The organism is Geosporobacter ferrireducens (assembly GCF_001750685.1).
Lineage (GTDB): Bacteria > Bacillota > Clostridia > Peptostreptococcales > Thermotaleaceae > Geosporobacter > Geosporobacter ferrireducens.
On record NZ_CP017269.1, the window covers coordinates 485,171 to 509,307 of the forward strand.

The following is a 24,137-nucleotide window of genomic DNA, read 5'->3' on the forward strand; positions in this document are numbered from 1 at the left end:
TTTAGAGCCTCCTGTAACAGGCTATTTGACCTTGTATTTTATTTTATCTCCTAAATCAATATACAGAATCTTATATCGATCAAATAAACTTTTCAAATTTTCTCTTCGCATACGGGAAGCCAAAGTATATCTCTCTGTATATTTCATTGCCTTTTCATAGCTAATACTGTCTTGGTACTCCATTGCAAATTTTTTCTCAACCATCATATCCCGTATACTCTTTATTTCTTCAGAAAAAAGCTGATAATTTTCTATAACCGTAGGATTTGTATCTATCTTTGCTAAAGCTATCATTAGTTGCTCCAGGACAGGTATCGCCTCCTCATAAAATAATATAAAACTTTTTTCATCTGCTTTCCCATTTGTATAAAGCAGTTTTTCATTATTAACAATTTCATAGAAATCGTCCTCTATTGCTTGTACGTCTTTTAAATATGTAAAGATTTCATATTTTGAATGCATATTGATAATGAATTGTATAGGACTCACCGAATGAAGTTTTGATACACTAGGCAAATATAGTATGCTGCTCAAAAAAAAGACCACAACAAAAACACCAAGCGCTATTCTTCCAATAGATTTCTTTTTACCTATTATTGAACTTATTATTTCTTTTTCTTTATTCATACTCATTGCCTTTTTCCCCTTTGCTTCGCCTTTTCTCTCTATTCTTAATTCTATAAAAGTGATAATTTCCCTTTAATTTAGCATCTGTTAAAAAGGTATAATTCAAAATCCCGCAAGGAAAAATACTAATAAATTCATTCAAAAGGTGGTATGAAGATGAAAAACAGCATTACAAATCCTAACGCAAGGCAGGCTCTAGATCTTTTTAAAGAAGAAATCGCATCGGAACTTGGCATTGATAACTTTGTATATAACCAGTTATCTTCTTCAAGTCTAAAGACAAACACACGCAATAAAGTTGAAGATGCATACACCCATCTTGGGCGTTCATAAAGAAATAAAAAGAATAACCAAAAGGTTATTCTTTTTATGGATTCTTCTTTAAATACATGCCGTCTCCAATTTTTTTAACGCCGTCAATTTCCTGTATTAGTTTGTCTACAATCAAATCTAAATCTGTATAATGAATGTTGATTCCCTTTTTCTTCAAATATTTCATAATCGTAACCAATCGAATCGGATAGTTGCAAGGATTCTTAAAATAAGGATGTTTTTCAATATTCTTTTTAATCTTATATTCGTCAATATCATAAACTTGAATTGCTTTTTCGACACCCATATCTTCTTCAATTTTTTTAATTAAATGGTCTATCTGATTCGTCGACTTATTGTATCTCTTCAGAAATTTTCTCAATTCTCTCAGAAATTTTAAATCGTCACGGGTGTGCTCTTGCGACAGGTTCAGTTCCACACATAAAGCCTTCTCACACGAGTCTGCCAGATCCGATATTGCACTTTGCATATACCTCTTAGCTCCCCCTTTTAATCGCCATAAACAATAATTATTATATATTTTACATCGTTAAAGAAAGAATGTCAAATCAATAGGCTCAGGGGTAATAATGCTACTCTGTTGTTTCTCTTTTGAGCATACAACAAATGGTCCTTCCATTCACAGTGGGTGCCGTAGAAACTAACTCCCATCCCTCTTTTCCCAGCTTATTCAGTTCATCTTCATCTTCTTTACTTAATACGAGATTGGTAACACCCTTCGCCCTTAGATTAATAATTTTATATTCCCAAGTTTTCATCTTTAGTCCCTCCCTTTTTACAGGATATCGTCAAGGTTAATTTTTTCATCTTTATAGTGAGTAATTCGATCTTCCAAAAGAGATTCAACCAGCTTTTTTGCCTCCTTTCGATCCTGTAAAGAATTACATTCCAGTTCCATCCGATTATTTTTAATTACCATTTCTGCAAGAATTCCTTCTCCTGTCATGATCCGAAAGAATAAAGTACCATTTTCCTCATAATCCAAGTTAATCTGTTTCTTTTCAGATAAAATTTGTTTTATATTTCTGCCGTCTTTAATTAGGTAAATGCTTTGCCAAACACTATAATCCTCTTCATTTTCCCCTTCATGTACTAATACATCTTGAATGATGCTTACATATTTATATAAGTAAAGACTATGGGTCTTCAAGAACACTTCCCAGGTTCCATAGCTATTTGCCTTTATAAATTCTTCATATCGATTGATCATATTTCTCTCAATTGAATTACGAAACATAACAGGAATATAGCTTCTGTTCCCTACCGCCCAATAGCCTTCATCGGCTTTAACAATTCTAGACAAAATGAGCTCCCCATCCCGAAGATCCTCTAATTGTGCCGCAGTCAGCTGTAATTCCTTTTTCGTAAATATGTCTCTTAATTGATATTGATCTCCAGTTCGATCACGGATTTCGTACAGGCTTAAATAAGCGTATTTTATCTGATTGATAAAATTGTTTTCTTCTTCAGTAAATTTTTCCATTGTATTTTTATGATATCGTTCAATGAAGGATGCTTTATTCTTGTCCTTGTAATCATAGATAAGCCATGAATTAAAATCTACAATTATTTCGTGGCTAGCATCCAGTTCCCCAATGATTTCATAAAATTTGTTTTTTGCCCTTTCAATCTCTTCATGAAAATTGGATTGCAGAGCAAAAACAAGAACATCCTCTTCTATACTTGCAGCAAAACGATCAAAATTCATTCTATTCTCTCCTTTTCTTCTTTCGCAACAAAACTTGTTCTTCATATCCTATAAGAATTATGACCAATAGAAACTTTCTTCATCCTTTATTCGATTCTAAAATGTGAACTCCTTCTTTTCTAAACTCAATAAATACTTTAGTGCAGGTGCCTCCTTGTAAAACTCCTCTAATTTCCATTCTTCCCGCTGTTCAAGAGAATAAATTTTACGCAGCAGTCCGATTAAATCTTCTCTTTTAGTATCTGACAAGTCTATATCTGCAGAATGCTGTACAACTATATTTGCCAGTTCATCATCAATTGTAAATATATCATAATCACTTTTACGGAAAATACTACTGATAACTTTATTCTCATCCTCCTGCAAATCCCGCTGCCCAATTTCCAAAAGTATCTGGAACCTATCTGATAAATTCTGTACCAATTGCACCCATTTCTCTATCCCCCTTCTATTCATTTTACTATAGATCAGTCCTCTATCCTCTAAAATCCGCATGATTATAATCTGAGCACATCGATTTAGGCAAGCTTTAAATAGAAAATGCTCACACCATTTTTCCTCATCTAGCTCCAGATTTAATCGACTATCTATGCGGAATTTTTTCATTAAGCCCCTATACTCATATTTATACTTTATGAAAAAGGCCTGGATAAAAACTTGCAGCATCTCATCAATTAACTTTATACCCCTCATGCGCTTTCCTCCCTATCGTAAACTAGGCCTACAACTTACTATATATTATTCAGCCTGTCTATATTGTGTTTATTAATAGAAATTACAATTTTCTCGAAAACTGCTTTTAATTATGCAAATTTATAGTGTATAATGTAAAGAGTAACATTATGTCAAGCAAGGGGGATATATGTGTCTAAAGTCATAGAACTAGACAAGTATAGAAAAGATAAGAGCCGTCAAAAGTATAAAAATGTAGTATTGCGTGGGCCTGTATGGTTTTACGAGCTTAATGATGGGATTAAACAGTTAGCCTTTAAGGACATGGAGCTTATCATCCAAAATGTACAGGAAAATGTGATGGAAGACTATCATCAAGCCTTAAAGCTGCAGCATCTGAACGAATTTAATTATTCTGTTGATGATTATATTATTGATACACTTAATGTAAATATACCTTTTTCAATTGTTCATGGAATTCAACTTTCTAGAGGTCATCAGCTTAGAATCATATCAGAAAATGATTGGAACAATATTACAGATATCATCATGCGCATTTGCATTATCACCCATTATCAGCTTTGGAATAAAGATGCAGAGCCCTTATTTTTTGTCAATCAGTATTCCTGGGACAGTATTCAAGTAGATATACCGAACTAATTTATAATCATAAAGATGTTACATGCATTTTTGCAATTCTATCTAATAAGATCACTACTGATTTACGCTGAGTCTATCTCAGCGTTTTTTCGTGAAAAGAAAGTACAGTTTCCGTTATACATCTCATATACTTAAATGAGGTGATTTATTATGCTAAAAAAATTGTCCCTTATTTTTTGTACGTTTCTCTTATTGCTTGTGACTTTCTCTCTTAACGCATTCTATCAAAATTATACTGCCATAACTACCTTTAAGAACCATGTGATTCGTGAACGAAAACTTACTACAGAAGTCGTTCATCACTACCTTCATGGCTCACCGAATCAGAAAGAAAATGCACGAAATCTGATTATTACTACTTCTCTGAAAAACCTTAATTATGAAAAATGGATAGACTATCGTGAATACATAGATCTTCAGATTTACATTGGAGATGTTATGCCAAACAATGGAGAAGAGCTGATTGTTGTATTAAATCTTTCTAAAGATTTAGCTGCAATCACTATTTATAGCCCGGTCAACCAAGAATTCGTTTTTGTTCATAGCCTTGAAAATTTGTTACCCGTTGAAAAAATAGAACTTTTTGAAATTCCAGCGTTAGGATATTATACCTTAAATGTTTTTCAAATATTGGATGAGCGCCTTGGGGCTTATATTTTAGAAAGATTTGTAGAAAGCTATACCTTTATGAATGAAAAGTGGCATTCTATATGGAAGAAGACGATCTATATGGAGGAAATTTATAATCAACAGTGGATTAATCCTCAAGCCAATGCCAATCAATGGATAAAAATCATTGAAAATAATGATATACGTTTTCTGCCAAAACCAATCCCTGAGATTCATGTCACGGTTAATCGCAGTAAATTAACTGCGCTAAAAAATCAATTTCCATTACCAGAGGATTTTCATCTAGAAGAAAGTACCAAAACACATGAAACTTATTATTGGAGTTCTAAATATCATCGTTATATACAAAAAGAGGGTATCTTGAAAGAATGTGCTACTCCTATAGCGATCATCGAAGACCTTGAAGCTGGTCTTGAGGCTTATTTAGGATTTGCTGCCAAGCACTACAAGATAACTTATCTTGACGGAAGAATTGATTTTATTAAGAAAGAAAGCTTGCTGTCAGAGTAGAAGGATTTTATGCTTTAATATAGAAAATAATAGATAAACCAGTAGTTGCTGAAAGGAATGATTAAATTGATAAAAAAACTATATTATGAAAATGCATACACAAAGGAATTTACTGCAAATATTATTGAAGTCAAAGAACAAGATGCTAAATTCCACATTGTCATGGATCAAACGTCCTTTTATCCTGAGGGTGGAGGGCAGCCAAATGATTTAGGCAAAATCGATGACTCCGCAATAGAGTATGTTTATGAAGAAAATCAGAAAATTTATCATGTGACGGAACAAGCTCCTGAAAACTTCTATAATGTAAAGTGTCAGATTGATTGGGAACGCCGCTTCGATCATATGCAGCAACATCTTGGACAACATATCCTTTCTGCCTGCTTCGAAAAACTTTTCGATGGGGAAACCATCGGTTTCCATTTAGGTACGGATACAGTTACCATTGACATTACTATGGAAAATATGCTTCCATCTCAAGCAGAAAAAATAGAATATCTAGCAAATCAGATCGTTTTTAATAACCTTCATGTACATCAACGTTATCCGAACCCAGATGAACTGAAAAAAATGCCCCTTAGAAAACCGCCTAAGGTGAGTGATAATATTAGAGTCATTGAAGTTGATCAGTTTGATTATTCCCCCTGCGGAGGTACACACCCTAGCTATACAGGAGAGGTGGGCATAATCAAGATACGAAAGTGGGAAAAAATGAAGGGTGGCATACGGGTCGAGTTTTTGTGCGGGAATCGTGCCCTTAAAGACTATCATTGGAAAAATAATAGTATCAATAAGATATCCGCCCTCTTATCCGTAAAGGATATAGATGCATACGAGGGTATAGATCGTCTCTACAATGAATATGGTCAAATGAAAAAAGAAATAAGACACATGAAAGCGCAATTGACAGACTATGAGGCTGACTTTCTTTATGATAGAAGTGATGTTCACAAAAAAACAAAGCTGCTGGTAAAGGTCTTTGAGGATAGAGATATTAATGAACTAAGAGTATTGGCCGCAAAAATTACTTCTAAACCAGACATTATAATTCTTTTCGGTACAAAGCAGGATCTCAAAGTCCAAATGCTTTTTAGCCGTTCAAAAGAAATTGATATCAACATGAACCAACTTTTTAAAGAAGTTGCACCAATGATTAATGGAAAGGGAGGCGGCAACCCTCAAAGTGCTCAAGGCGGCGGCAGTGATGTATCAAATTTAGAAGGCGCTCTGCAAGCAGCCAAACAAATTATACAAAACCGTTATCTTTAAGCCACTAAAAAAGAGAAGTGCCGAAACTGACACTTCTCTTTTTCACCCTTATATGCTTGGAAAACAATGTATTCCATGTATATTTTATATGAATTTTTCTAAGACTTCAATAGAATAATTCGATTAATTTCTACCTTTTTTTACATGGGAAATTTGCAAAAGCACAAATTCGCTTATAAAAATCCTCTTATCAATCGAATCAACTGAAATCCAATCTGATCTTTAAAAGTCATCTTTCTATCTTTTTTCATTGGGGTAGATTTCGCTATATCTTTGTGCAAAAAGCTTTTCATCACTTCTGCAGTTTCTGAATCATACATTACTGCTAATATCTCATAGTCCAATCTCAATCCCCTATGGTCGAAATTAGCTGTCCCAACAGTTGAGATTTTTCCATCCATGATAGATATTTTGCTGTGCAAAAATCCCTCTTCATATCGGTAGACTTCTACTCCGGCTTCCAGCATCTTTTGCGCATAGAGATTCGTACCATATTCTGCAACGACATTATCAGACTGATCTGGAATGATGAGTATTACCTTTACTCCTCTCGCAGCCGCACTTTCTAAAGCAAGTAAAATACTATCAGGAGGTATAAAATACGGGGTCGTAAAATACAAATAATCTTTTGCAGCATAAATCATCGATAGAAAAAAGTGTTCGATACTATTCACTGTTGTTATTGGTTCTCCTGTTACTACCTCCATTGGAATACTTCCCTTTACTCCTGATCCTCTATAATAGGTCTTATCTACTAATATTTCGCCCTTTGTAATATACCAGTCTCTTAGAAAAGCAGCCTGTATAGCTTTTACAGCATCTCCTCTAATAAATATATCCATATCCCGCCACTTCCCAATTTTCTCATCTCGTCCTAAATATTCATCCCCGATATTAGAACCGCCAATGATGCCAATTTCTCCATCAATAACTAATATTTTGCGATGATTTCTATGATTTAGATTGAAGTGGCGAATCCCTTGAGAAATGGGCGAGAACTTAACCAGTTGAACGCCAGCTGTCTCTAGATCTCTGATAAATTGCTTACTTATAAAGAAACTTCCGAAACCGTCATAAATAAATCTAACTTCTACACCCTGTTTACTTTTTTCGATAAGCAGGTTTTTCAATTTTTCTCCAATGCTATCATTGCGAACAATAAAATATTCCATGTGTATATGATGCCTAGCTTTATTGATTTCGTCCAATATGGTTGAGAAAGTATCTACCTGATCTCCTAATATTTCCAATTGATTATATCCTACATGATCCGAATCCGATGCATTTAAAAATAAAAAACCCCATTGATTCGGCACATGCCTATAATTCTCAGCTTCCTCAGTCCCCAGACTTTCTTTTAGTGCCTCCAAATAAGTATTGTTTTTTGATCTTAGTTTTTCGAAGTAATTATCTTGAATTTCTCTGATCAAGACTCCGGTAATCAGCAAAAGAATCAATATAAACAGCGCTTTCATGCCCGTTCTGATAGAAAAATGGCGGATGATTGTATAAAAAAAGTAAAAAAATATAATCACTAGCCAAAACCTTTTCAACGCATCACATCCTATTATCAGTATTCTATTTTAGTCTGTGAAATCGGAGAATATTTTAGTCAGATTATATTACATAAAAAAGTGCTTTTCAGCACTTTTTAGAATCCTTTGCCGGGAAAACTCCTTATCAATATCCTAATCATCAAATAAAAGAGCCTTAGAGATAATTAAAAGATTTCCGTAGCTTTTTCCAAATCTGTATGATCTCCTTCTCCTACGAATCCATAAGCTCCAAATAATAACGTTATGATAGGCAATCCATAACATAATACAGTATAGGGAGCATACTGCACTGCAGATACTCCTGTAATCACGGTTATTAGAATCGCATTTACATTCCAAGGAATTATTGGCGCAATAATCACGCCTGTATCTGCAATCGTTCTGGCTAGGATAGCTCTTGGTAAACCGATTTCTTTATATTTTTGTTTTAAAAATTTACCTGGCATCAATATGCCTACTGTTTGATCACAAGTTAAAACCGTTAACAAAATACTTAAGAATCCAGTTTTAGCAATTAATTCATTTTTAGACTTTATTTTTATCAGGAATCCATTTATCATAGGTGCAATCATATTTGTACCTTCAAAAATACTGTTTAATGCTACAGCCGCCAAAACAATCAAAATAGCCTCTATCATCGGCATAACGCCGCCACCTTTTATGATTGCATTTAATTCTTCCATGGAAGTAACTGCCTTATAACCTCTCAAAATAATCCGGACGATTTCTGTCCACTCAAGTCTTTGATATCCAACACTGATTATGATTCCGCCTAAAAGACCCAATGCCATATTTTTAATAATTTTAACACCCATAAAAGCTAACACAATAACAAGCATTGGAAGCAAGAGCATCAGAGGTGATATGTTGAAAAATTCTCTTATCGTATTTTGATAGGTATCTAATTTTACAGCATCTAATTCTGCTGTATAACCTCTGCCTAAGAAAAAATAAATGCCACCGGCAATGCCAATTGCAGGTAAAAGCGTTAGCATCCCCTGCTTTGCACTATCTTTATAGGGTACTTCTGTTGTCTTTGCCGTAAGATTTACAAGCGCAGCAATGGGGGAAATTTTATCTGCTACAAAAGCTCCTGATATGATTGCTCCCATCAGCAATGATTCAGGAATCAACAAACCTTTTCCAAGTCCCAACAGCGCAACACCAATGGTGCTCACCGTTCCCAAAGCTGTCCCCATGACAATAGCGGTCAGCATGGTAATCAGAAAACACGCCAATAAAAAGTTCATTTTTTGAATATAGTTAAAGCCATAATACATCATGGCTGGAACAATTCCGGAAGCTAGCCATACAGCCACGAGGGATCCGACTAATAGAATGATAATAAATATACTGCTGCATTCTTTTACCCCGCCTATTATCATATCCATCAAATCAGGCAAGTGGAAACCATTTCTTATACAAATAACAACAGCAAATACAATAACGATAAGTAAACCGTAATATAATGGAATACCAAAGAGAATACAGCCTGCAATTAACAATATCATAATGGATAATAACAGATATATCTGCCTTAATGGAATGATTATTTTTTCCATAAAATCCCCAACCTTCTATCATAGTAATATGTATAAACACTAGCCATTTTCGACGCTATATATTATTTTTTAAGCTTAAGTAAAGTGTCCATACCTCCCCTTCACTCATAATATGATATTAAAAGAAATCTTAACCGCATCTACTATATAATCTATCTATTGCAGTAAAAACTGCATAGCACCGTAGCCTTAAGAGGAGGAATATTCCGTGAAAGCAGATATGAAGAAAGATTATGGCAATGCACTACCAATTAAATGGTCAGAACTTGCTTATGCAGGTGAACAGCGTCTCCCTTCACCGGTTGAGAAAAATACAAACACATGGCCTACATTCTTTTTTTATAGAAATACAAAAGGAGACTTTTTAGATCATAATGGAAAGCCAATCCACTGGGAGATACGTTCGCCTGATAGCATTGATTTTATTCATGAGGAGCTTAAAAAAGTACAAAATACATTATTAAACCTTACACAAGAACAAATAACAATCGCAGAATATTGGAATGCAGGGCCACCAACGAAACAGTTTACCCCTTTGATCGATCGTCTCATTGACACCTATGACATATCTGCACCAAGAGCAGCCCGAATTCTAGGTGCGTGTAACGCAGCAGCAAATGATGCAATGATTATTACTTGGCACTTCAAGTACTTGTGGGATATTCCAAGGCCCAACCAATTGGATCATCATTTAGCTACCATAATCTGTACACCTTATCATCCTAGCTATCCTTCTGGTCATTCTGTTGTTGCAGGCTGTATGCAAATCCTTTTAAGTTACTTCTTCTCTCCTGAATCAAAGCGCCTTATTACGCTTGCTGAAGAATGTGCGAATTCTCGGCTGTATGGAGGTGTACATTTTTCCATTGACAACACTGAAGGCCTACGCTTAGGACGCCAAATAGGCAGCTTGATTGTAAATGCTTTATCAGAACAGATCGATAACAATCTGGTTGCAATTGACTATCAAATTATAGAAGATAAAAAGGCCATCTTGCCTCCGCCCCCTTATAAGCAGGTAATTTCTTATCCTCGTGATCGTACTTGCAGTTCATTGTTGGACGAAAGACAAGACCCTGACGCAAGATAACTCATCTTTTTATTTTAAAGCTGTGTCCATATTAACTGACACAGCTTTATATTTATTAATAAAGGTAACCATCCTTTGTCTATATACTATCATGAAACTCTTTTTACAACTACCTATATTTCATATTTTCAGCCTTATGCTATGAATAGGAGTTATTCAAGAACTACTTCTTCAATCTATTTTTTAAATCTTTATTTTTATTTTTTCTAAATATTTACAAAACAGCAGGTGCGTAATAATATTATAAATGAAATCATAAAATGTGTTAATAGAGGGAGTAACTGCCTGTTGCAAAGCAGGATCAAAGTCGTCATTTCGGTCCCCGTACCCGGCTTTGATAACATTTCTGTTTAGTGAGACTCTATAGCTGGTTTTTAAGCCAGCTATAGAGTTTTTTTATTATGAATCACTTATTCATGAAAGGTTGTGGGTAAATGTTCAAAAAAGAAATAGCAACACTATTAGAGGAATTAGATACAAATTTAAAAGTAGGTCTTACAAGCAAACAGGTTCAAGAGAGGCAGAGACATGGCCGCAATGTCCTTGATGAAAGAAAACCAAAGTCAATTTTCGCCAAAATTTTTGACCAAATTAATGAACCAATGATCTATATTCTAATGGTCGCTGCATTTATTTCTATGATTATGCATGAACTTAGCGATGCAATCATTATTATAATTGTAATTCTTCTCAATGCTGTAATCGGCTTAATACAGGAAGATAAGGCACAAAAATCATTAGACGCGCTAAGAAAGCTGTCCACACCAAAAACCTTGGTAAAGCGTGATCATCAGCTGCAAGAGATCAATGTTGAAGATCTGGTTGTCGGGGATATTGTAATCATAGAATCCGGTCGATATATACCAGCTGATTTGAGACTTGCAGAGGTTGTCAATTTGAAAATCGACGAATCCATATTAACAGGTGAGTCTGTACCTGTAGAAAAATCAAAAGATATAATTCTTGAAAACACCATAGCTTTAGGAGATATAAAAAATATGGCCTTTATGTCCAGTTATGCAACCTATGGGCGGGGTGTAGGAATTGTTACAGCGACCGGTATGCATACAGAAATCGGTAAAATTGCCAGCATGCTCAATAATACAGAAGAATTGCAAACCCCTCTTCAAAAGAGATTGGCAGAATTAGGAAAGCTATTAGGAATTGCCTCTGTTATAATCTGTATTTTAATGTTTGGTATTGGTGTATTGCAGGGCCGCGATATTATCGAAATGCTCCTTGTTTCTATTTCTCTGGCCGTTGCCATCATTCCGGAGGGACTTCCGGCTGTAATCACGGTGGTACTTGCCCTCGGTGTTCAGCGAATGATTCACCAAAATGCTATTGTAAAAAAACTACCGGCTGTTGAAACACTCGGTTCAGTAAATGTAATTTGCTCTGATAAAACAGGTACGATCACACAAAATAAAATGACTGTTACTTACTTTTATTATGATGGCCAATTGAAGAAATCAGAAGAATTAACAGAAGCTCATCGTCTATTAGTAGATGGTTTTATGCTTTGCAATGATGCAAACAATGAGAACGGCCCAATCGGCGACCCCACAGAAATCGCCTTATTGGATCTAGGAAAATATCTATCCTTAAATAAAAGCGAATTAGTTATGCAATTCCCACGAATCGATGAAATTCCCTTTGATTCTGATAGAAAAATGATGACAACCTTTCACCATTATCATGGCAAAGAAATTATTTTCACAAAGGGCGCACTAGATTTAATATTAAATAAAACTACCCATATTTTGATAAAAGGCGATAGACTGCCCATAAATCACTATATACAGGATATCCAGAAAAATGCCGCCTTACTGTCTAGTAAAGCACTTAGAGTGTTGGCTCTGACCTATAAAGAAAAAGATCACACCCCCTATGAAAGCAACCTTACTTTTATAGGCTTAGTCGGTATGATTGATCCTCCCCGCGAGGAAGTAGTGGAAGCCGTAAAACGGTGTAACCTAGCCGGCATTCGTACCATAATGATCACAGGAGACCATCAGGATACTGCTTTTGCTATCGCTAAGGATGTAGGAATTTGTACCGATATTCATCAGGTGATGAGTGGCTACACACTCTCTAATCTAACTCAGGATGACTTAAATAAAAATATTGAGCGCTATAGAGTTTTTGCCCGTGTACAGCCAGAGCATAAGGTTATGATTGTAAAGGCGCTGCAGTCAAAAGGATATACCGTTTCAATGACTGGTGACGGTGTAAATGATGCCCCATCCTTAAAAGCTGCCAATATTGGTGTTGCAATGGGTATAACCGGCAGCGATGTTTCCAAGGAAGCCTCTAGTATGATTTTAACCGATGATAATTTTGCTACGATTGTAAAAGCAGTTGAAGAAGGAAGAAACATTTACAGCAATATAAAAAAATCTATCCTATATCTTTTATCTTGCAATTTAGGTGAGGTCATCGCCTTATTTACAGCTGTATTGCTAAACTGGGCCACACCTTTAAAACCTATTCACATATTATGGGTAAATTTGGTAACCGATTCTCTCCCTGCCCTTGCACTAGGTGTGGATCCTAGTGATCAGGAGATTATGAGCGAACAGCCCAGGAAACAAAGTGAAAGCATTTTTGCACAAGGCGGATTATTTTACCTCATCTTCAATGGCAGCTTTATTGCACTTTTGACTTTGATTTTATTCTGGTATGGATTAAAAACACAAAATATTATCTATGCACAGACAATGGCATTTATGGTTCTCAGCATTTCCCAGTTGTTCCACTCTCTCAATAGTAGGAGCTTTAAAGAATCTATTTTCAAGGTGGGGATATTCAAGAATAAATTCTTACTCTATTCCGCTTTAATGGGTATCTTATTGCAAATATCTATCGTACAGATTCCTACTCTAAATAATTTTTTCAGCACGGTTCCATTACTTATAAAGGATTGGCTGTTGATATTCGGACTATCTGCATCTATTCTCCTTGTAAATGAACTGATTAAATGCATCAAATCAAACTTGAAATAAAAAAAACTGCCCATCGAGGGCAGTTTTTTATTTCCCCATTAAGAGGTTTGGTAAAAACAAAGTAATTTGTGGTATAAAGGTTAATGCAATCAATACAACAAACATAACCACATAGAAAGGTATTAAAGACTTTGCAATATCTTCTATTTTTGCACCTCCAATGGTACAGCCTACAAACAAAGTAGAACCTACTGGCGGAGTGATTAGGCCAATTCCTAGATTTAGCATCATAACAATTCCAAATTGAATTGGATCCATGCCCACCTTCTGAACCACAGGTAGTAAAATAGGCGTTGTAATAAGAATTAGCGGGGCCATATCCATAATCATACCTAAGAATAGTAAGATAACATTTACCAATAATAAAATTACATACTTATTGTCAGAAAAAGCAATAAGAGTTTCTGTAACAATTGCAGGAATTCTTAAATAAGCCATCATCCAGCCAAAAGCACTTGAAGTCGCAATTACGGCCATTACCATTGCCAATGTACGTAATGAATTTCTCAAAATCTTATTCATTCTTGATATTGGAATATCTCTATAAATAAAAAAGGTAACAATAAAAGCATAGATTGCTGCAATGGCTGCTGATTCTGTAGCCGTAAAGACTCCTGAAATAACACCACCCATAATAATTACAGCTGTAAATAAGCCCAATAAGCTATCTTTCGTTATTTTTAGACCTTCTCTTAAAGTAACCTTATCCCCTTTAGGATAATTTCTTTGTACTGCTATAATATAACTCAATACCATTAGGGCTAGTCCAAGGAAAATTCCTGGCACCATACCGCCTAAAAATAGTCTTCCTACAGATAAGCCCCCTGCAGCTACGGAATAAATAATAACATTGTGACTAGGTGGAATAATTACACCTTGTGTAGATGAAGTTACTGTAACGTTTATAGAATAGTCCTTATCATAGCCCTGCTTTTCCATCATTGGGATCATAACTGACCCAATCGAAGAAGTATCTGCTACGGAAGATCCGGAAATCCCTCCAAAAAACATGCTTGCCAGTATATTTACCATTGCTAATCCGCCTCTGACTCTTCCAATAATAACATTGGAAAAGTCAATGAGTCTTCTTGAAATACCGCCTTCACTCATTATTTCTCCCGCAACAATAAAGAAGGGTATTGCTAGCAAAGAAAATGAGTTTATCCCTTTTACCATTTGTTGTGTAACAACCTGTGGCGGTATTTTTAAATATAGTGCAGTAACCATCGTAGATATTCCTAATGAAAACGCTACAGGTACACGTAATATTAAAAATATAAACAATAACCCAATTAATATGAGAATTGCTGTTACATTAATCATATATTTATCTCCTTTCTTATGATCAATTCTATAATTTTACTATTCTTTCTCTTCCTTTAATACCTCCGTTTTTCCCAATACTTTTGGTATAGAATAAAGGAAAATAAGAAATCCAGCTATAGGTACCATAATATATAAATAAGAGGAAGGTAATCTCGTTGCCGGAAGCGTAGAAGTCCTTGTCTGTATCGCCAGCAATCCTCCGTAGTAAAATAAAAACAAACCTGAAAATAATACAAGCACATGACCGAATCGAATAATAACCTTCTGAATTTTTTCTGGTAATAAGCTCACAAAGTATTCTATGCTAAGATGAGACTCTCTTTTTACTCCGATAGAAATTCCAATAAAAGCAAACCAGACCATCAGTAACAATGCAACTTCTTCAGACCATCTTGGGGTCACAGAAAAGAAATATCTTGAAAAAACTTGTATAGATATGATTAAGATCATAAGTACTATAAAAATCATACCGATCTGCTCGAATAATTTGTTGATTCTATCTAAAAATTTCATAAACGATGCATCTCCTTCCCATATATTAATTAAAGGTGAAGAAAGGATATTTCTTCACCTTTTAATGTTTTTACTATTTTGTATTTAATATTTGCTCAATGATATCTTTTCTATCTGCATATTGATCGTAAATCGACTTAACTGCATCCTGGAATGCTTTTTTCTCTTCTGCTGTTAACTTTGTTATGATACTTCCTTTTTCGATTGCTGCAGCTTCTGATTTTTGTTCTTCTTTAAACCATTCATCTCTCTCAAATTCAGCAGCTTGTTTTGCAGCTTCCATAATAATCGCTTGATCTTCTGCTGATAACTTGTCTATTGTTGCCTTACTTGCTAAAACCATTTCCGGAACTCTTGTATGCTCATCCAATGTATAGTATTTTGCTACTTCAAGATGCGATGTTGAAAGATAACTTGGATAGTTGTTTTCTGCACCATCAATAACTCCGGTTTGAATCGCACTATATACTTCTCCAAAAGCCATTGGTGTAGGAGAAGCGCCTAAGCTTTTCACAAGATCCATCATTAACTTACTCTCTTGCACTCTTATTTTAAGTCCTTTTAAATCCTGTGGAGATCTAATTTCCTTTTTTGAATTATAGAAGTTTCTAGCTCCTCCATCATACCAGGATAAACCTACCATATTGTTATCTTTTAGTCCGTTTAAGAAGCTATCTCCTAATTCACTGTCTAAAACCTTAAACATGTGGTCTCTATCATCGTATAGATAAGGAAGCATCAACACTTCTAAATCTTTATTGAACTCTGCCAGTGGTGCAATACTTGTTCTTATAAAATCGATTGCACCAAATTGTACTTGCTCTAATGTTGCTTTTTCATCTCCCAGCTGTCCACTTGGATAAACTTCAATCTTTATTCTACCGTTGGTTTCCTGCTCAACAATCTCTGCAAATTTTTTGTTTGCTCTAACTGTAGGATAATCTTCGCTGTGAACATCCGCCATCCTTAAAACGATGGCCTTTTGCTCCTTTGGTTGATCTTGAGCTGTCCCCTGGTCTTTTGCAGGCGTCGCACATCCTGCCAAAGCCCCTATAGATAACACACCTGCTAATAGCAATGAACTTAGTTTTTTTAGCTTCACTGTTTTTCCTCCCTTATTTAGGTTCGATGATAACGTTTGCTGCATACCTTATGATAGCATTCCCCTTGAATCCCCATCAATGGACTGACTTGGTATCTTCTTCACTTTATTGACATGCATAAAAGTTTTTTGTCAAATTATAAATAAAATTGGCTTTCCAATGATTTACGACAAAGGAAAGCCATTGCGTAAGACTATGGTTTAATGATATTTTGTTGCAGGTCTCCCTGTATATCTTTTAAAAGCTCTGCTAAAATAATTTGCATCGTTATAGCCTACCTTATATGCAATTTCTTTTATAGAAAATTTCGTTGTTTTTAATAATTCTTTAGCAATTTCCATTCGCAGTTCAATAAGATAATCTTTAAAATTTTTTCCTTCAATCTTTTTAAACAACTTACTGAAATAGTGAGGATTCAGGTCAACGTATTCAGCGACCTCTTCTAGAGAAATCTCTTTATTGAAATGATCTTTTATATATTCTTTTGCCAGTACAACGGCCTTTTCACTTCTATCCCTTGTAATATCGATTTTATCTATAACATCTTTTAAGAACCCTTCTAGAATGACATTCATTCTATCTCCTGTTTGCAGTTGATCCGAAAGTAGCTTTAGGCTGGTATCTATGTCAAAATCAGATAGGTAGAATGATACATCTTGTAACACAGATTTCAAGATAATTTTTAAAGAGATTACAAGATCTTCTATCGATATCCTATAGGACTCCAAAGTAGTTATGATTTTATCAAAATACGCCAATGATCCTACCAGATCTTTATTTAATAGTAATTCACTAATTCCTTTAATATACTCATTTAGATTAATTAATTGCTCTACCAACAATTCGTTTTCCAGCAGATCGTTAACACGATCCTTTCTTATTTTTATTTTGAGTAGAACACGCTCTATTGCATCCAGGAATTCATCATTTGCAATGGGCTTTAATAGATAATCGTTTACACCAATATGAATTGCTTTCTTTGCGTATTCAAATTCGTCAAAGGCTGTCAATATAATAATCTCTATATTATTATTTTTAGATTTTATCTCCTTTGATGCTTGCAGCCCGTCCATAATCGGCATTTGTATATCCATTAATACCAAATCAATCGCCTCTCTCTCCAGACCTTCTATTGCTGCGTTTCCATTTGATACACTTTGAACGACTCTTATTTCATTCTTAAAATACTTTTCGATCAAATATTCTAATCCTTTTCTTTCCAGGGGTTCATCATCTACAATCATGAGATGAATCATACGTGTATACTCCTTTCCTTAGGCAATAAAACAATAATCGTTGTGCCCTTGCCTACTTCACTCTCAACCTTCAGCAAATCTCCTTTATCGAATATTATTTCCAGTCTGTTTTTTATGTTCATGAGTCCTATCCCTAAATCTACATTTGGATTCCCTTCTTTGAAGATATCCTTCACAGCTTTTGCACGCATTCCTTGGCCATTATCTTCGACAAAAACATGGATATAAGCTTTGGACTCCTTAATATTTATTCTAATTAAACCGCCTTTTTCAGTTTCTCTAAAACCATGTTTTATAGCATTTTCTACTAAAGGCTGTATGGTCATTGGAGGAATATACACCTTATTCATATCAATATCTTCTTGTATACTCAATTCAAAGGATATTTGATCTTGAAATCTTGTACTTTGAATATGAATATATGACTTCAAGACACTTACCTCATCTTGTAGTGGCACCAGTTTGCTCTTTTTTGAAAGGTTATACCTAAGAATTTTACCGATAGAATCTACTAGGCCCATGGTTTCATCTATATTTCCAAACATGGCTGTCAGTTTGATTGTATTTAAAGTATTGAATAAAAAGTGGGGATTAATCTGATTCTGCAATGATAGAAACTGGGATTCCTTATACAGTTTATCAATTTTTGCACTTTTTAATTTTTCCTCGTTCAATCTATTTTCTAAGGCCGCTTTTTCCTTCATTTGTTCAATATAATCCTTTATGTCCTTTTTCATCTGGTTAAAGGCTGCTGCTAATGTATTTAGTTCCTGATAACTATTTTCACTTATATCTTCTACGTGAAACTGTCCGTTAGATATATTTCTTGCTGTATTTGAAAAGTTTGTAAGAATTGTCGTCGCATTTCTAACAGCTTTTCCAATATAAATAAAAAGCAGAATACCAATAAATATAAAGGAAGCATTCATAAAAGTTTTCATTCTCACATAATCTCTTGTCAACAGTTGATGCTTTCTCGTGCCATGTTCCAGATAAACATTAATGAGCAAATTTGAATACTGGATCATATAGGATGTAAGCCTTTTATATTCCACCATCATGTCATAGGTTTTCAGATCCCGTTCATTTCGAATTAAAATCTGCCGCACCAAATTTGATTCATATTCTAATAAATTATTTAGGATTCTGTTATACATATCGGTTTCTTCATTTTCACTTAATTCTTCCCTAATTTCTTCTAATAAAATTTTTATATTTGCCCTGCTTTTTTTATAATTATCTACACTGTCTTTCTGTTGCTGCGATATAAAAAGATCTAAATAATCATTGAAATTCCTTATCTCTAGTGAAATATGGCTTAAGTTTAAGTTTGTCTGATCAATTCTTCTTCTTTGGCTGGATAACATCTGATCTGTATAAAGACTTACAGCGAACGCCAGCGTAAGTATCATCAACATGGTGATATATCCATATAACAAACTTGCCTTTAAGGACATTTTTTTATCATTCATTTTTCTCCCTCAGTTTTCTATTTGAAAATTGTATTATACGTTTTAAATTTTCTATAAAAAGAGCGTCTACGACGCTTTCGCTAGGGAACCCTAGGTTCCCTTCGACGACTGCTATCGCAGTCTGAGCACCCTCCTTAGTACGGCAGGGGATTTCATCCCCTACAACCCCTATTTTTTATATAATAGAAAAGTAGAACTTTCCTAATTATATAAAAAAAGAGATAGTCCATTCTCTATCTCTCTTATTATAAGCATTTTTTCTTTAATTAACTTTCCTATAGGGTTACTCCCGTTTTAAAAATTGCTATTTCTCTAAATTGAGACTTTTCATTATTCACAAGTTCCCCACTTGCAACTTGTATCACATAAGCTATAAAGGCCTCCAGTACTTTCTGCATCGATTGATCTTCAACAAGGGTTCCAGCATTGAAATCTATCCAGTTTTTCTTTCTATTATACAGTTCAGAATTTGTAGAGATCTTCATCGTTGGAACAAAGGTACCAAAGGGAGTACCGCGTCCGGTTGTGAATAAAACCATATGACATCCTGCTGCCGCTAATGCGGTTGCAGCCACTAAATCATTACCAGGAGCACTTAAAAGATTTAAACCTCTCTTCTTCAGAACTTCTCCATACTTTAATACATCTACTACTTTAGAATGTCCTGCTTTTTGTGTACATCCCAGTGACTTATCTTCTAATGTGGTAATACCACCTTTTTTATTCCCTGGAGATGGATTTTCATATACGGGTTGATTATTCGCTATGAAATAATCTTTAAAATCGTTGATAAGATGAACGATTTTTTCGAAAGTTTCTTCATCCTTCGCCCTTTCCATTAATATGGTCTCCGCACCAAACATCTCCGGCACTTCCGTGAGTACACTGGTTCCACCTTGGGCAATTAGGTAATCCGAAAATTCTCCCAAAAGAGGATTGGCTGTAATCCCAGAAAGGCCATCAGAACCACCACATTTTAATCCTACTTTTAATTCTGACAATGGCACTTCTGTCCGCTTATCATCTTTCATTACTCCAAATATTTCTTTTAATAGCTTAACACCTGCTTCAATCTCATCTTCTACTTCTTGGGTTATTAAAAATTTAATACGCTGCTCATCTATTGCTCCTAGGAAATCCCTAAATTCCGCAACTTGATTATTTTCACATCCTAAACCTAATACTAGAACGCCTCCGCAATTCGGATGTTTTACCAATCCCCGCAAAATCCTTTTTGTATTTTCATGATCATCTCCCAATTGAGAGCACCCATAATTATGTTTATAAACCTCAATATGATCTATTGACTGAAGGTCTACTTCCTTCTTAAAAGTATCTATGATCATTTGACCGGTTCCATTTACACATCCTACTGTTGGAACAATCCATAACTCATTTCTTATGCCTACACTGCCATCATTCCTCTGATAACCCATGAATGTCTTATTGTCTTTAGAAATATCCTTATCTGCCAGTTTCTGCTGAAAAGAATATTCTATTGTTCCGCTTAATCTGGTTTTTGCATTATGAACATGTACATGCTCCCCCGTTTCGATATCCTGTAAGGAATAACCGATGGGCAGCCCATATTTCACAACTGGGTCGTCTTTTTTAATTTTTCTGAGGGCAACCTTGTGCCCCTTTGGAATATCCTGCTTTATTTCTACTTTTATACCATCGATTTCTATACTTTCACCGGCTTTATAATCTTTAAGTAAAACAAAAACATTATCTTTATCATGAATTTTTATATATGTTTTCATAAAACCACTCCTTTTTACATTCCTGACCCTGTTATTGCTTAAAACCAAAATACTGATTTGTATTATGATAACAGATATCCTCTACAATTTTTCCCAGCAAATCTAAATCGTCAGGCGCTTCTCCATTTTCAACCCATTCACCGATTAAATTGCATAGTATTCTTCTAAAATATTCATGTCTTGTATAGGACAGGAAGCTTCTTGAGTCTGTCAGCATACCCACAAAGCGGCTTAGCAGACCAACATTGGACAGTGCAATCATTTGACGAATCATACCGTCTTTTTGATCATTAAACCACCAACCAGATCCAAATTGTATTTTTCCTGGAATTCCGCCTCCTTGGAAAGAGCCGATCATTGTTGCCAATACCTCATTGTCTCTTGGATTAAGACAATAAAGAATTGTTTTTGGCAGTTCATCCTCACAATCCAGTGCATTCAAAAAATTAGCCAGGGATTGGGCAAAAATATAGTCACCGATCGTATCAAAGCCAGTGTCCGGACCTAACATTTTCAGCATCCTTGTATTTACATTTCGAATGGTTCCGATATGCAGCTGCATAACCCATCCAAGCTTAGCATATTTTTTTCCCAGAAACAACAGCACTTGTGTTTTATATTTTTTCACTTCTAATTCATTTAGAGATTCACCCGCCAGAGCTTTTTTAAAAATTTCATTGACCTCTTCTATTGTTCCGGTTTCAAAAACAATAGGATCTAATGCATGGTCGGATGCCCTGCATCCTAAATGATGAAAAAATTCGACTCTCTCCCCTAATGCTGCTAATAAATTCTCAAAGGTTGTAATCTTTCTTCCTACCACATTTTCCAGCTTTTCAATCCAAACGACAAAGTCTTCTTTATCGATATTTACTGCTTTGTCTGGACGAAAGGCGGGCAATACCTTTACATCAAAGGTTTCATCTGCCGCAATTTTCTTATGATATTCCAGCGTATCTACAGGATCATCCGTAGTACAAATCACTTTAACATTTGATCTTTTAATGAGTTCCCGTGCTGTAAACGCTTCTTTTTGAAGCAATTCATTACATTTTTCCCATATTCCTTCTGCCGTTTGAGGGCTTAGTAATGTATCTATTCCAAAGTATCGTTTTAATTCTAAATGAGTCCAATGGTACAGCGGATTTCCAACAGTATAGGGAACGGTTTCTGCCCATTTCAAAAACTTTTCTTTATCCTCAGCATCACCGGTAATATACTTTTCATCAATTCCATTGCTTCGCATTGCCTTCCACTTATAGTGGTCTCCCCCTAACCAGATTTCTGTAACATTTCTATATCGCTTATTTTCTGCAATTTCTTTAGGATTCAAATGACAGTGATAATCGATAATCGGCATATTTTTAGCATGTTCATGATAGAGTTTTACTGCGGTTTCATTGTATAATAAAAAATCTTCATCCATAAATTTTTTCATTTCCATCTTCTCCTTTATATAAAAATGAATTCTTCCCTTTGAAAAACATTTTTACCGATTCCAATCGCCTCAATATTATCTCACAAAATCTTTCACAGCTTCTTCCATACCCTTTTCCATTATCAATGCTAAATAATCGGTTACTTGCTTTTGAAGCCCATCCACTTCATTTAAATCCATTTCCCATACCTTTTCATATGCCAGAACTTGCTCTACAAGCTTTTCCAATCCTAATCTGCTTCCATCATAGGCTGACCACAAATTTTTATATAGCTCTAAAATTTCGGCATCATCTTTCAGTTCAATCGCTGTACCGGCTCTGTCTCCCCGATAAAAACCAATCAAAGCGGCAAGGGAAAATACCAGCCGGCTTGGCAGCAGGTTTTTACTTTCTTTATACTGCAGAATAGAAGGTAAAACTCTTGTTTTAAACTTTGACATAGCGTTTAATGATATGCTCATCAAATAGTGCTTTATGAATGGATTTTTAAAACGATCAATTACTGCACCTGCAAAATTTACTAATTCTTCTTTTGATAATTCCAGGGTAGGGATAATTTCCTCGAAGATAGTATCTTTGACAAATTTGCCAACTACAGGATCTTCTATCGCTTCACGTACTGTATCTTTGCCATACAGATATGCAACCGGCACCATAGAAGTATGCGCACCATTTAAAATTCTTACCTTTCTTGTTCTATACGGCGTTAAGTCTTCTACAAATAATACATCTAATCCAGCTTGATCTGCCGGAAATTCGTCCTTTACCCACTGCGGTCCTTCAATTACCCATAGATGAAAAGGCTCTGCCTCTACCACCATATTATCTTCATATCTTAATTCTTTTCTGATCTCCTCAATTTTTTCCTTCGGATATCCCGGTACAATCCGGTCTACAAGGCTGTTGCAGAAAGTGTTTGCAGCATGTATCCAGTTTATGAAGCTATCTTCGAGATTCCAAAGCTTTGCATATTTGAGAATGATTTCTTTTAATTTTACTCCATTCTTATCAATAAGTTCACAAGGAATAAAAATCAGACCTTTTGTTTGATCTCCATTAAAAGCTTTATACCTTTGATATAAAAAAGCAGTTAGCTTTGCCGGGAAACTGTTTTGCGGCCGATCTTCCAGTTTATCATTTTCATCAAATGAAATTCCTGCTTCTGTAGTATTAGAAACAACAAATCTTAGTTCCGGATTCTTTGCAGTCTGTAAATATTCATCAAATTGCACATAGGGATTAATGGTTCTGCTAATTACATCAATAATACTATGTTCACTAACTACTTCTCCATTTTTTATACCATTTAGATACAAGGTATATAACCCATTTTGTTCCTCTAGTTTTTCAACCATTCCCTCCTTTAGGGGTTGTACTACCACTACACTTCCATTAAAACCAGCTTCGTGATTGATTTTAAAAACCATCCAGTCAACAAAAGCTCTCAGGAAATTTCCCTCCCCAATCTGTAATATCTTCTCTGGATATCTTTTCTTTTCATGGGTTTCTTGAATTTTTTTCATACATATTTCCTCCTTTTATATTTTTGTTAACGTGTGCATTGATTTTTAAAGGTTAACTCATCGGCCGTTGCACCATGAGTTATTGTTTCATCTATCTTATGCCTTTTATACAACTTTCGG

Annotated in this window: 21 protein-coding genes; 6 read left to right on the plus strand and 15 right to left on the minus strand. The window is 35.0% G+C overall.

What is annotated here, in order from left to right; all coding sequences use genetic code 11:
• Positions 1 to 21: 21 nt before the first annotated feature.
• Entirely contained in the window at positions 22 to 633 is a 612-nt protein-coding gene (locus Gferi_RS02465; protein WP_069974132.1) for a hypothetical protein, read from the minus strand.
• Between the two features lie 150 nt (positions 634 to 783).
• Here Gferi_RS02465 and Gferi_RS27415 point away from each other — a divergent pair, with 150 nt between their 5' ends.
• A complete protein-coding gene (locus Gferi_RS27415; protein ID WP_169832955.1) occupies positions 784 to 960 on the plus strand; it encodes a small, acid-soluble spore protein, alpha/beta type in 177 nt (58 codons plus the stop codon).
• Positions 961 to 994: 34 nt separating this feature from the next.
• On the opposite strand, the gene Gferi_RS02470 is transcribed toward Gferi_RS27415, so the two are convergent.
• The 4 genes from Gferi_RS02470 to Gferi_RS02485 form a co-directional block, all read right to left on the minus strand.
• The gene (locus Gferi_RS02470; protein WP_069974133.1) at positions 995 to 1,429 is read right to left on the minus strand and encodes a hypothetical protein; all 435 of its coding nucleotides are present in this window, start codon (positions 1,427 to 1,429) and stop codon (positions 995 to 997) included.
• Positions 1,430 to 1,532: 103 nt separating this feature from the next.
• Complete coding sequence (locus tag Gferi_RS02475; RefSeq protein WP_069974134.1) at positions 1,533 to 1,718, minus strand: DUF4177 domain-containing protein; 186 nt, start codon at positions 1,716 to 1,718, stop codon at positions 1,533 to 1,535.
• 17 nt (positions 1,719 to 1,735) lie between these two features.
• The gene (locus Gferi_RS02480; RefSeq protein WP_069974135.1) at positions 1,736 to 2,668 is read right to left on the minus strand and encodes a hypothetical protein; all 933 of its coding nucleotides are present in this window, start codon (positions 2,666 to 2,668) and stop codon (positions 1,736 to 1,738) included.
• 96 nt (positions 2,669 to 2,764) lie between these two features.
• Positions 2,765 to 3,361 carry a hypothetical protein gene (locus Gferi_RS02485; RefSeq protein ID WP_069974136.1) on the minus strand — a complete coding sequence of 199 codons (597 nt, stop codon included), beginning with the start codon at positions 3,359 to 3,361 and terminating at the stop codon, positions 2,765 to 2,767.
• Positions 3,362 to 3,532: 171 nt separating this feature from the next.
• Here Gferi_RS02485 and Gferi_RS02490 point away from each other — a divergent pair, with 171 nt between their 5' ends.
• The 3 genes from Gferi_RS02490 to Gferi_RS02500 all read left to right on the plus strand — a co-directional run bounded on the left by Gferi_RS02490 (position 3,533) and on the right by Gferi_RS02500 (position 6,409).
• Positions 3,533 to 4,000, plus strand: coding sequence for a hypothetical protein (locus Gferi_RS02490; protein WP_069974137.1), 468 nt, complete (start codon positions 3,533 to 3,535; stop codon positions 3,998 to 4,000).
• 150 nt (positions 4,001 to 4,150) lie between these two features.
• On the plus strand, positions 4,151 to 5,140 hold the full coding sequence (locus Gferi_RS02495) for a hypothetical protein (RefSeq protein ID WP_069974138.1): 990 nt from the start codon (positions 4,151 to 4,153) through the stop codon (positions 5,138 to 5,140).
• A 66-nt stretch (positions 5,141 to 5,206) separates the two neighbouring features.
• Positions 5,207 to 6,409 (plus strand): alanyl-tRNA editing protein, encoded by a 1,203-nt coding sequence (locus Gferi_RS02500; protein WP_169832956.1) that lies wholly within the window; start codon positions 5,207 to 5,209, stop codon positions 6,407 to 6,409.
• A gap of 173 nt (positions 6,410 to 6,582) precedes the next feature.
• Here Gferi_RS02500 and cls read toward each other — a convergent pair whose 3' ends face one another.
• Both cls and Gferi_RS02510 read right to left on the minus strand, forming a co-directional pair.
• Positions 6,583 to 7,962 (minus strand): cardiolipin synthase, encoded by a 1,380-nt coding sequence (gene cls, locus Gferi_RS02505; RefSeq protein WP_069974139.1) that lies wholly within the window; start codon positions 7,960 to 7,962, stop codon positions 6,583 to 6,585.
• Positions 7,963 to 8,129: 167 nt separating this feature from the next.
• Positions 8,130 to 9,527, minus strand: coding sequence for a Na+/H+ antiporter NhaC family protein (locus Gferi_RS02510; RefSeq protein WP_069974140.1), 1,398 nt, complete (start codon positions 9,525 to 9,527; stop codon positions 8,130 to 8,132).
• A 208-nt stretch (positions 9,528 to 9,735) separates the two neighbouring features.
• Here Gferi_RS02510 and Gferi_RS02515 point away from each other — a divergent pair, with 208 nt between their 5' ends.
• Both Gferi_RS02515 and Gferi_RS02520 read left to right on the plus strand, forming a co-directional pair.
• Complete coding sequence (locus tag Gferi_RS02515; RefSeq protein WP_156782313.1) at positions 9,736 to 10,617, plus strand: vanadium-dependent haloperoxidase; 882 nt, start codon at positions 9,736 to 9,738, stop codon at positions 10,615 to 10,617.
• 434 nt (positions 10,618 to 11,051) lie between these two features.
• Positions 11,052 to 13,622 carry a calcium-translocating P-type ATPase, PMCA-type gene (locus Gferi_RS02520; RefSeq protein WP_069974141.1) on the plus strand — a complete coding sequence of 857 codons (2,571 nt, stop codon included), beginning with the start codon at positions 11,052 to 11,054 and terminating at the stop codon, positions 13,620 to 13,622.
• Positions 13,623 to 13,649: 27 nt separating this feature from the next.
• Here the strand turns inward: Gferi_RS02520 and Gferi_RS02525 are convergent, their stop codons facing one another.
• The 8 genes from Gferi_RS02525 to Gferi_RS02560 all read right to left on the minus strand — a co-directional run bounded on the left by Gferi_RS02525 (position 13,650) and on the right by Gferi_RS02560 (position 24,017).
• Positions 13,650 to 14,945 (minus strand): TRAP transporter large permease, encoded by a 1,296-nt coding sequence (locus Gferi_RS02525; RefSeq protein ID WP_069974142.1) that lies wholly within the window; start codon positions 14,943 to 14,945, stop codon positions 13,650 to 13,652.
• Between the two features lie 39 nt (positions 14,946 to 14,984).
• Positions 14,985 to 15,461 carry a TRAP transporter small permease gene (locus Gferi_RS02530; protein WP_069974143.1) on the minus strand — a complete coding sequence of 159 codons (477 nt, stop codon included), beginning with the start codon at positions 15,459 to 15,461 and terminating at the stop codon, positions 14,985 to 14,987.
• A 73-nt stretch (positions 15,462 to 15,534) separates the two neighbouring features.
• Positions 15,535 to 16,563: a TRAP transporter substrate-binding protein gene (locus tag Gferi_RS02535; RefSeq protein WP_236932680.1), complete on the minus strand. Its 1,029-nt coding sequence runs from the start codon at positions 16,561 to 16,563 to the stop codon at positions 15,535 to 15,537.
• Positions 16,564 to 16,764: 201 nt separating this feature from the next.
• On the minus strand, positions 16,765 to 17,820 hold the full coding sequence (locus Gferi_RS02540; RefSeq protein ID WP_069974145.1) for a response regulator transcription factor: 1,056 nt from the start codon (positions 17,818 to 17,820) through the stop codon (positions 16,765 to 16,767).
• Positions 17,817 to 19,292 carry a sensor histidine kinase gene (locus tag Gferi_RS02545; protein ID WP_069974146.1) on the minus strand — a complete coding sequence of 492 codons (1,476 nt, stop codon included), beginning with the start codon at positions 19,290 to 19,292 and terminating at the stop codon, positions 17,817 to 17,819. Before Gferi_RS02545 ends, Gferi_RS02540 begins: the two co-directional genes overlap by 4 nt.
• A gap of 275 nt (positions 19,293 to 19,567) precedes the next feature.
• Positions 19,568 to 21,055: a UxaA family hydrolase gene (locus tag Gferi_RS02550; protein WP_069974147.1), complete on the minus strand. Its 1,488-nt coding sequence runs from the start codon at positions 21,053 to 21,055 to the stop codon at positions 19,568 to 19,570.
• A gap of 31 nt (positions 21,056 to 21,086) precedes the next feature.
• The gene (gene uxaC, locus Gferi_RS02555; RefSeq protein ID WP_069974148.1) at positions 21,087 to 22,493 is read right to left on the minus strand and encodes a glucuronate isomerase; all 1,407 of its coding nucleotides are present in this window, start codon (positions 22,491 to 22,493) and stop codon (positions 21,087 to 21,089) included.
• 75 nt (positions 22,494 to 22,568) lie between these two features.
• Positions 22,569 to 24,017, minus strand: a complete 1,449-nt coding sequence (locus Gferi_RS02560) for a tagaturonate reductase (RefSeq protein ID WP_069974149.1) — start codon at positions 24,015 to 24,017, stop codon at positions 22,569 to 22,571.
• Positions 24,018 to 24,137 lie beyond the last annotated feature (120 nt).

What these genes read in the sequence shown, in the direction of transcription:
- Gferi_RS02465 (WP_069974132.1), bottom strand. Translation starts at nt 633, where the DNA reads ATGAGTATGAATAAAGAAAAAGAAATAATAAGTTCAATAATAGGTAAA.
- Gferi_RS27415 (WP_169832955.1), top strand. Translation starts at nt 784, where the DNA reads ATGAAAAACAGCATTACAAATCCTAACGCAAGGCAGGCTCTAGATCTT.
- Gferi_RS02470 (WP_069974133.1), bottom strand. Translation starts at nt 1,429, where the DNA reads ATGCAAAGTGCAATATCGGATCTGGCAGACTCGTGTGAGAAGGCTTTA.
- Gferi_RS02475 (WP_069974134.1), bottom strand. Translation starts at nt 1,718, where the DNA reads ATGAAAACTTGGGAATATAAAATTATTAATCTAAGGGCGAAGGGTGTT.
- Gferi_RS02480 (WP_069974135.1), bottom strand. Translation starts at nt 2,668, where the DNA reads ATGAATTTTGATCGTTTTGCTGCAAGTATAGAAGAGGATGTTCTTGTT.
- Gferi_RS02485 (WP_069974136.1), bottom strand. Translation starts at nt 3,361, where the DNA reads ATGAGGGGTATAAAGTTAATTGATGAGATGCTGCAAGTTTTTATCCAG.
- Gferi_RS02495 (WP_069974138.1), top strand. Translation starts at nt 4,151, where the DNA reads ATGCTAAAAAAATTGTCCCTTATTTTTTGTACGTTTCTCTTATTGCTT.
- Gferi_RS02510 (WP_069974140.1), bottom strand. Translation starts at nt 9,527, where the DNA reads ATGGAAAAAATAATCATTCCATTAAGGCAGATATATCTGTTATTATCC.
- Gferi_RS02520 (WP_069974141.1), top strand. Translation starts at nt 11,052, where the DNA reads ATGTTCAAAAAAGAAATAGCAACACTATTAGAGGAATTAGATACAAAT.
- Gferi_RS02525 (WP_069974142.1), bottom strand. Translation starts at nt 14,945, where the DNA reads ATGATTAATGTAACAGCAATTCTCATATTAATTGGGTTATTGTTTATA.
- Gferi_RS02530 (WP_069974143.1), bottom strand. Translation starts at nt 15,461, where the DNA reads ATGAAATTTTTAGATAGAATCAACAAATTATTCGAGCAGATCGGTATG.
- Gferi_RS02540 (WP_069974145.1), bottom strand. Translation starts at nt 17,820, where the DNA reads ATGATTCATCTCATGATTGTAGATGATGAACCCCTGGAAAGAAAAGGA.
- Gferi_RS02545 (WP_069974146.1), bottom strand. Translation starts at nt 19,292, where the DNA reads ATGAATGATAAAAAAATGTCCTTAAAGGCAAGTTTGTTATATGGATAT.
- Gferi_RS02550 (WP_069974147.1), bottom strand. Translation starts at nt 21,055, where the DNA reads ATGAAAACATATATAAAAATTCATGATAAAGATAATGTTTTTGTTTTA.
- uxaC (WP_069974148.1), bottom strand. Translation starts at nt 22,493, where the DNA reads ATGAAAAAATTTATGGATGAAGATTTTTTATTATACAATGAAACCGCA.
- Gferi_RS02560 (WP_069974149.1), bottom strand. Translation starts at nt 24,017, where the DNA reads ATGAAAAAAATTCAAGAAACCCATGAAAAGAAAAGATATCCAGAGAAG.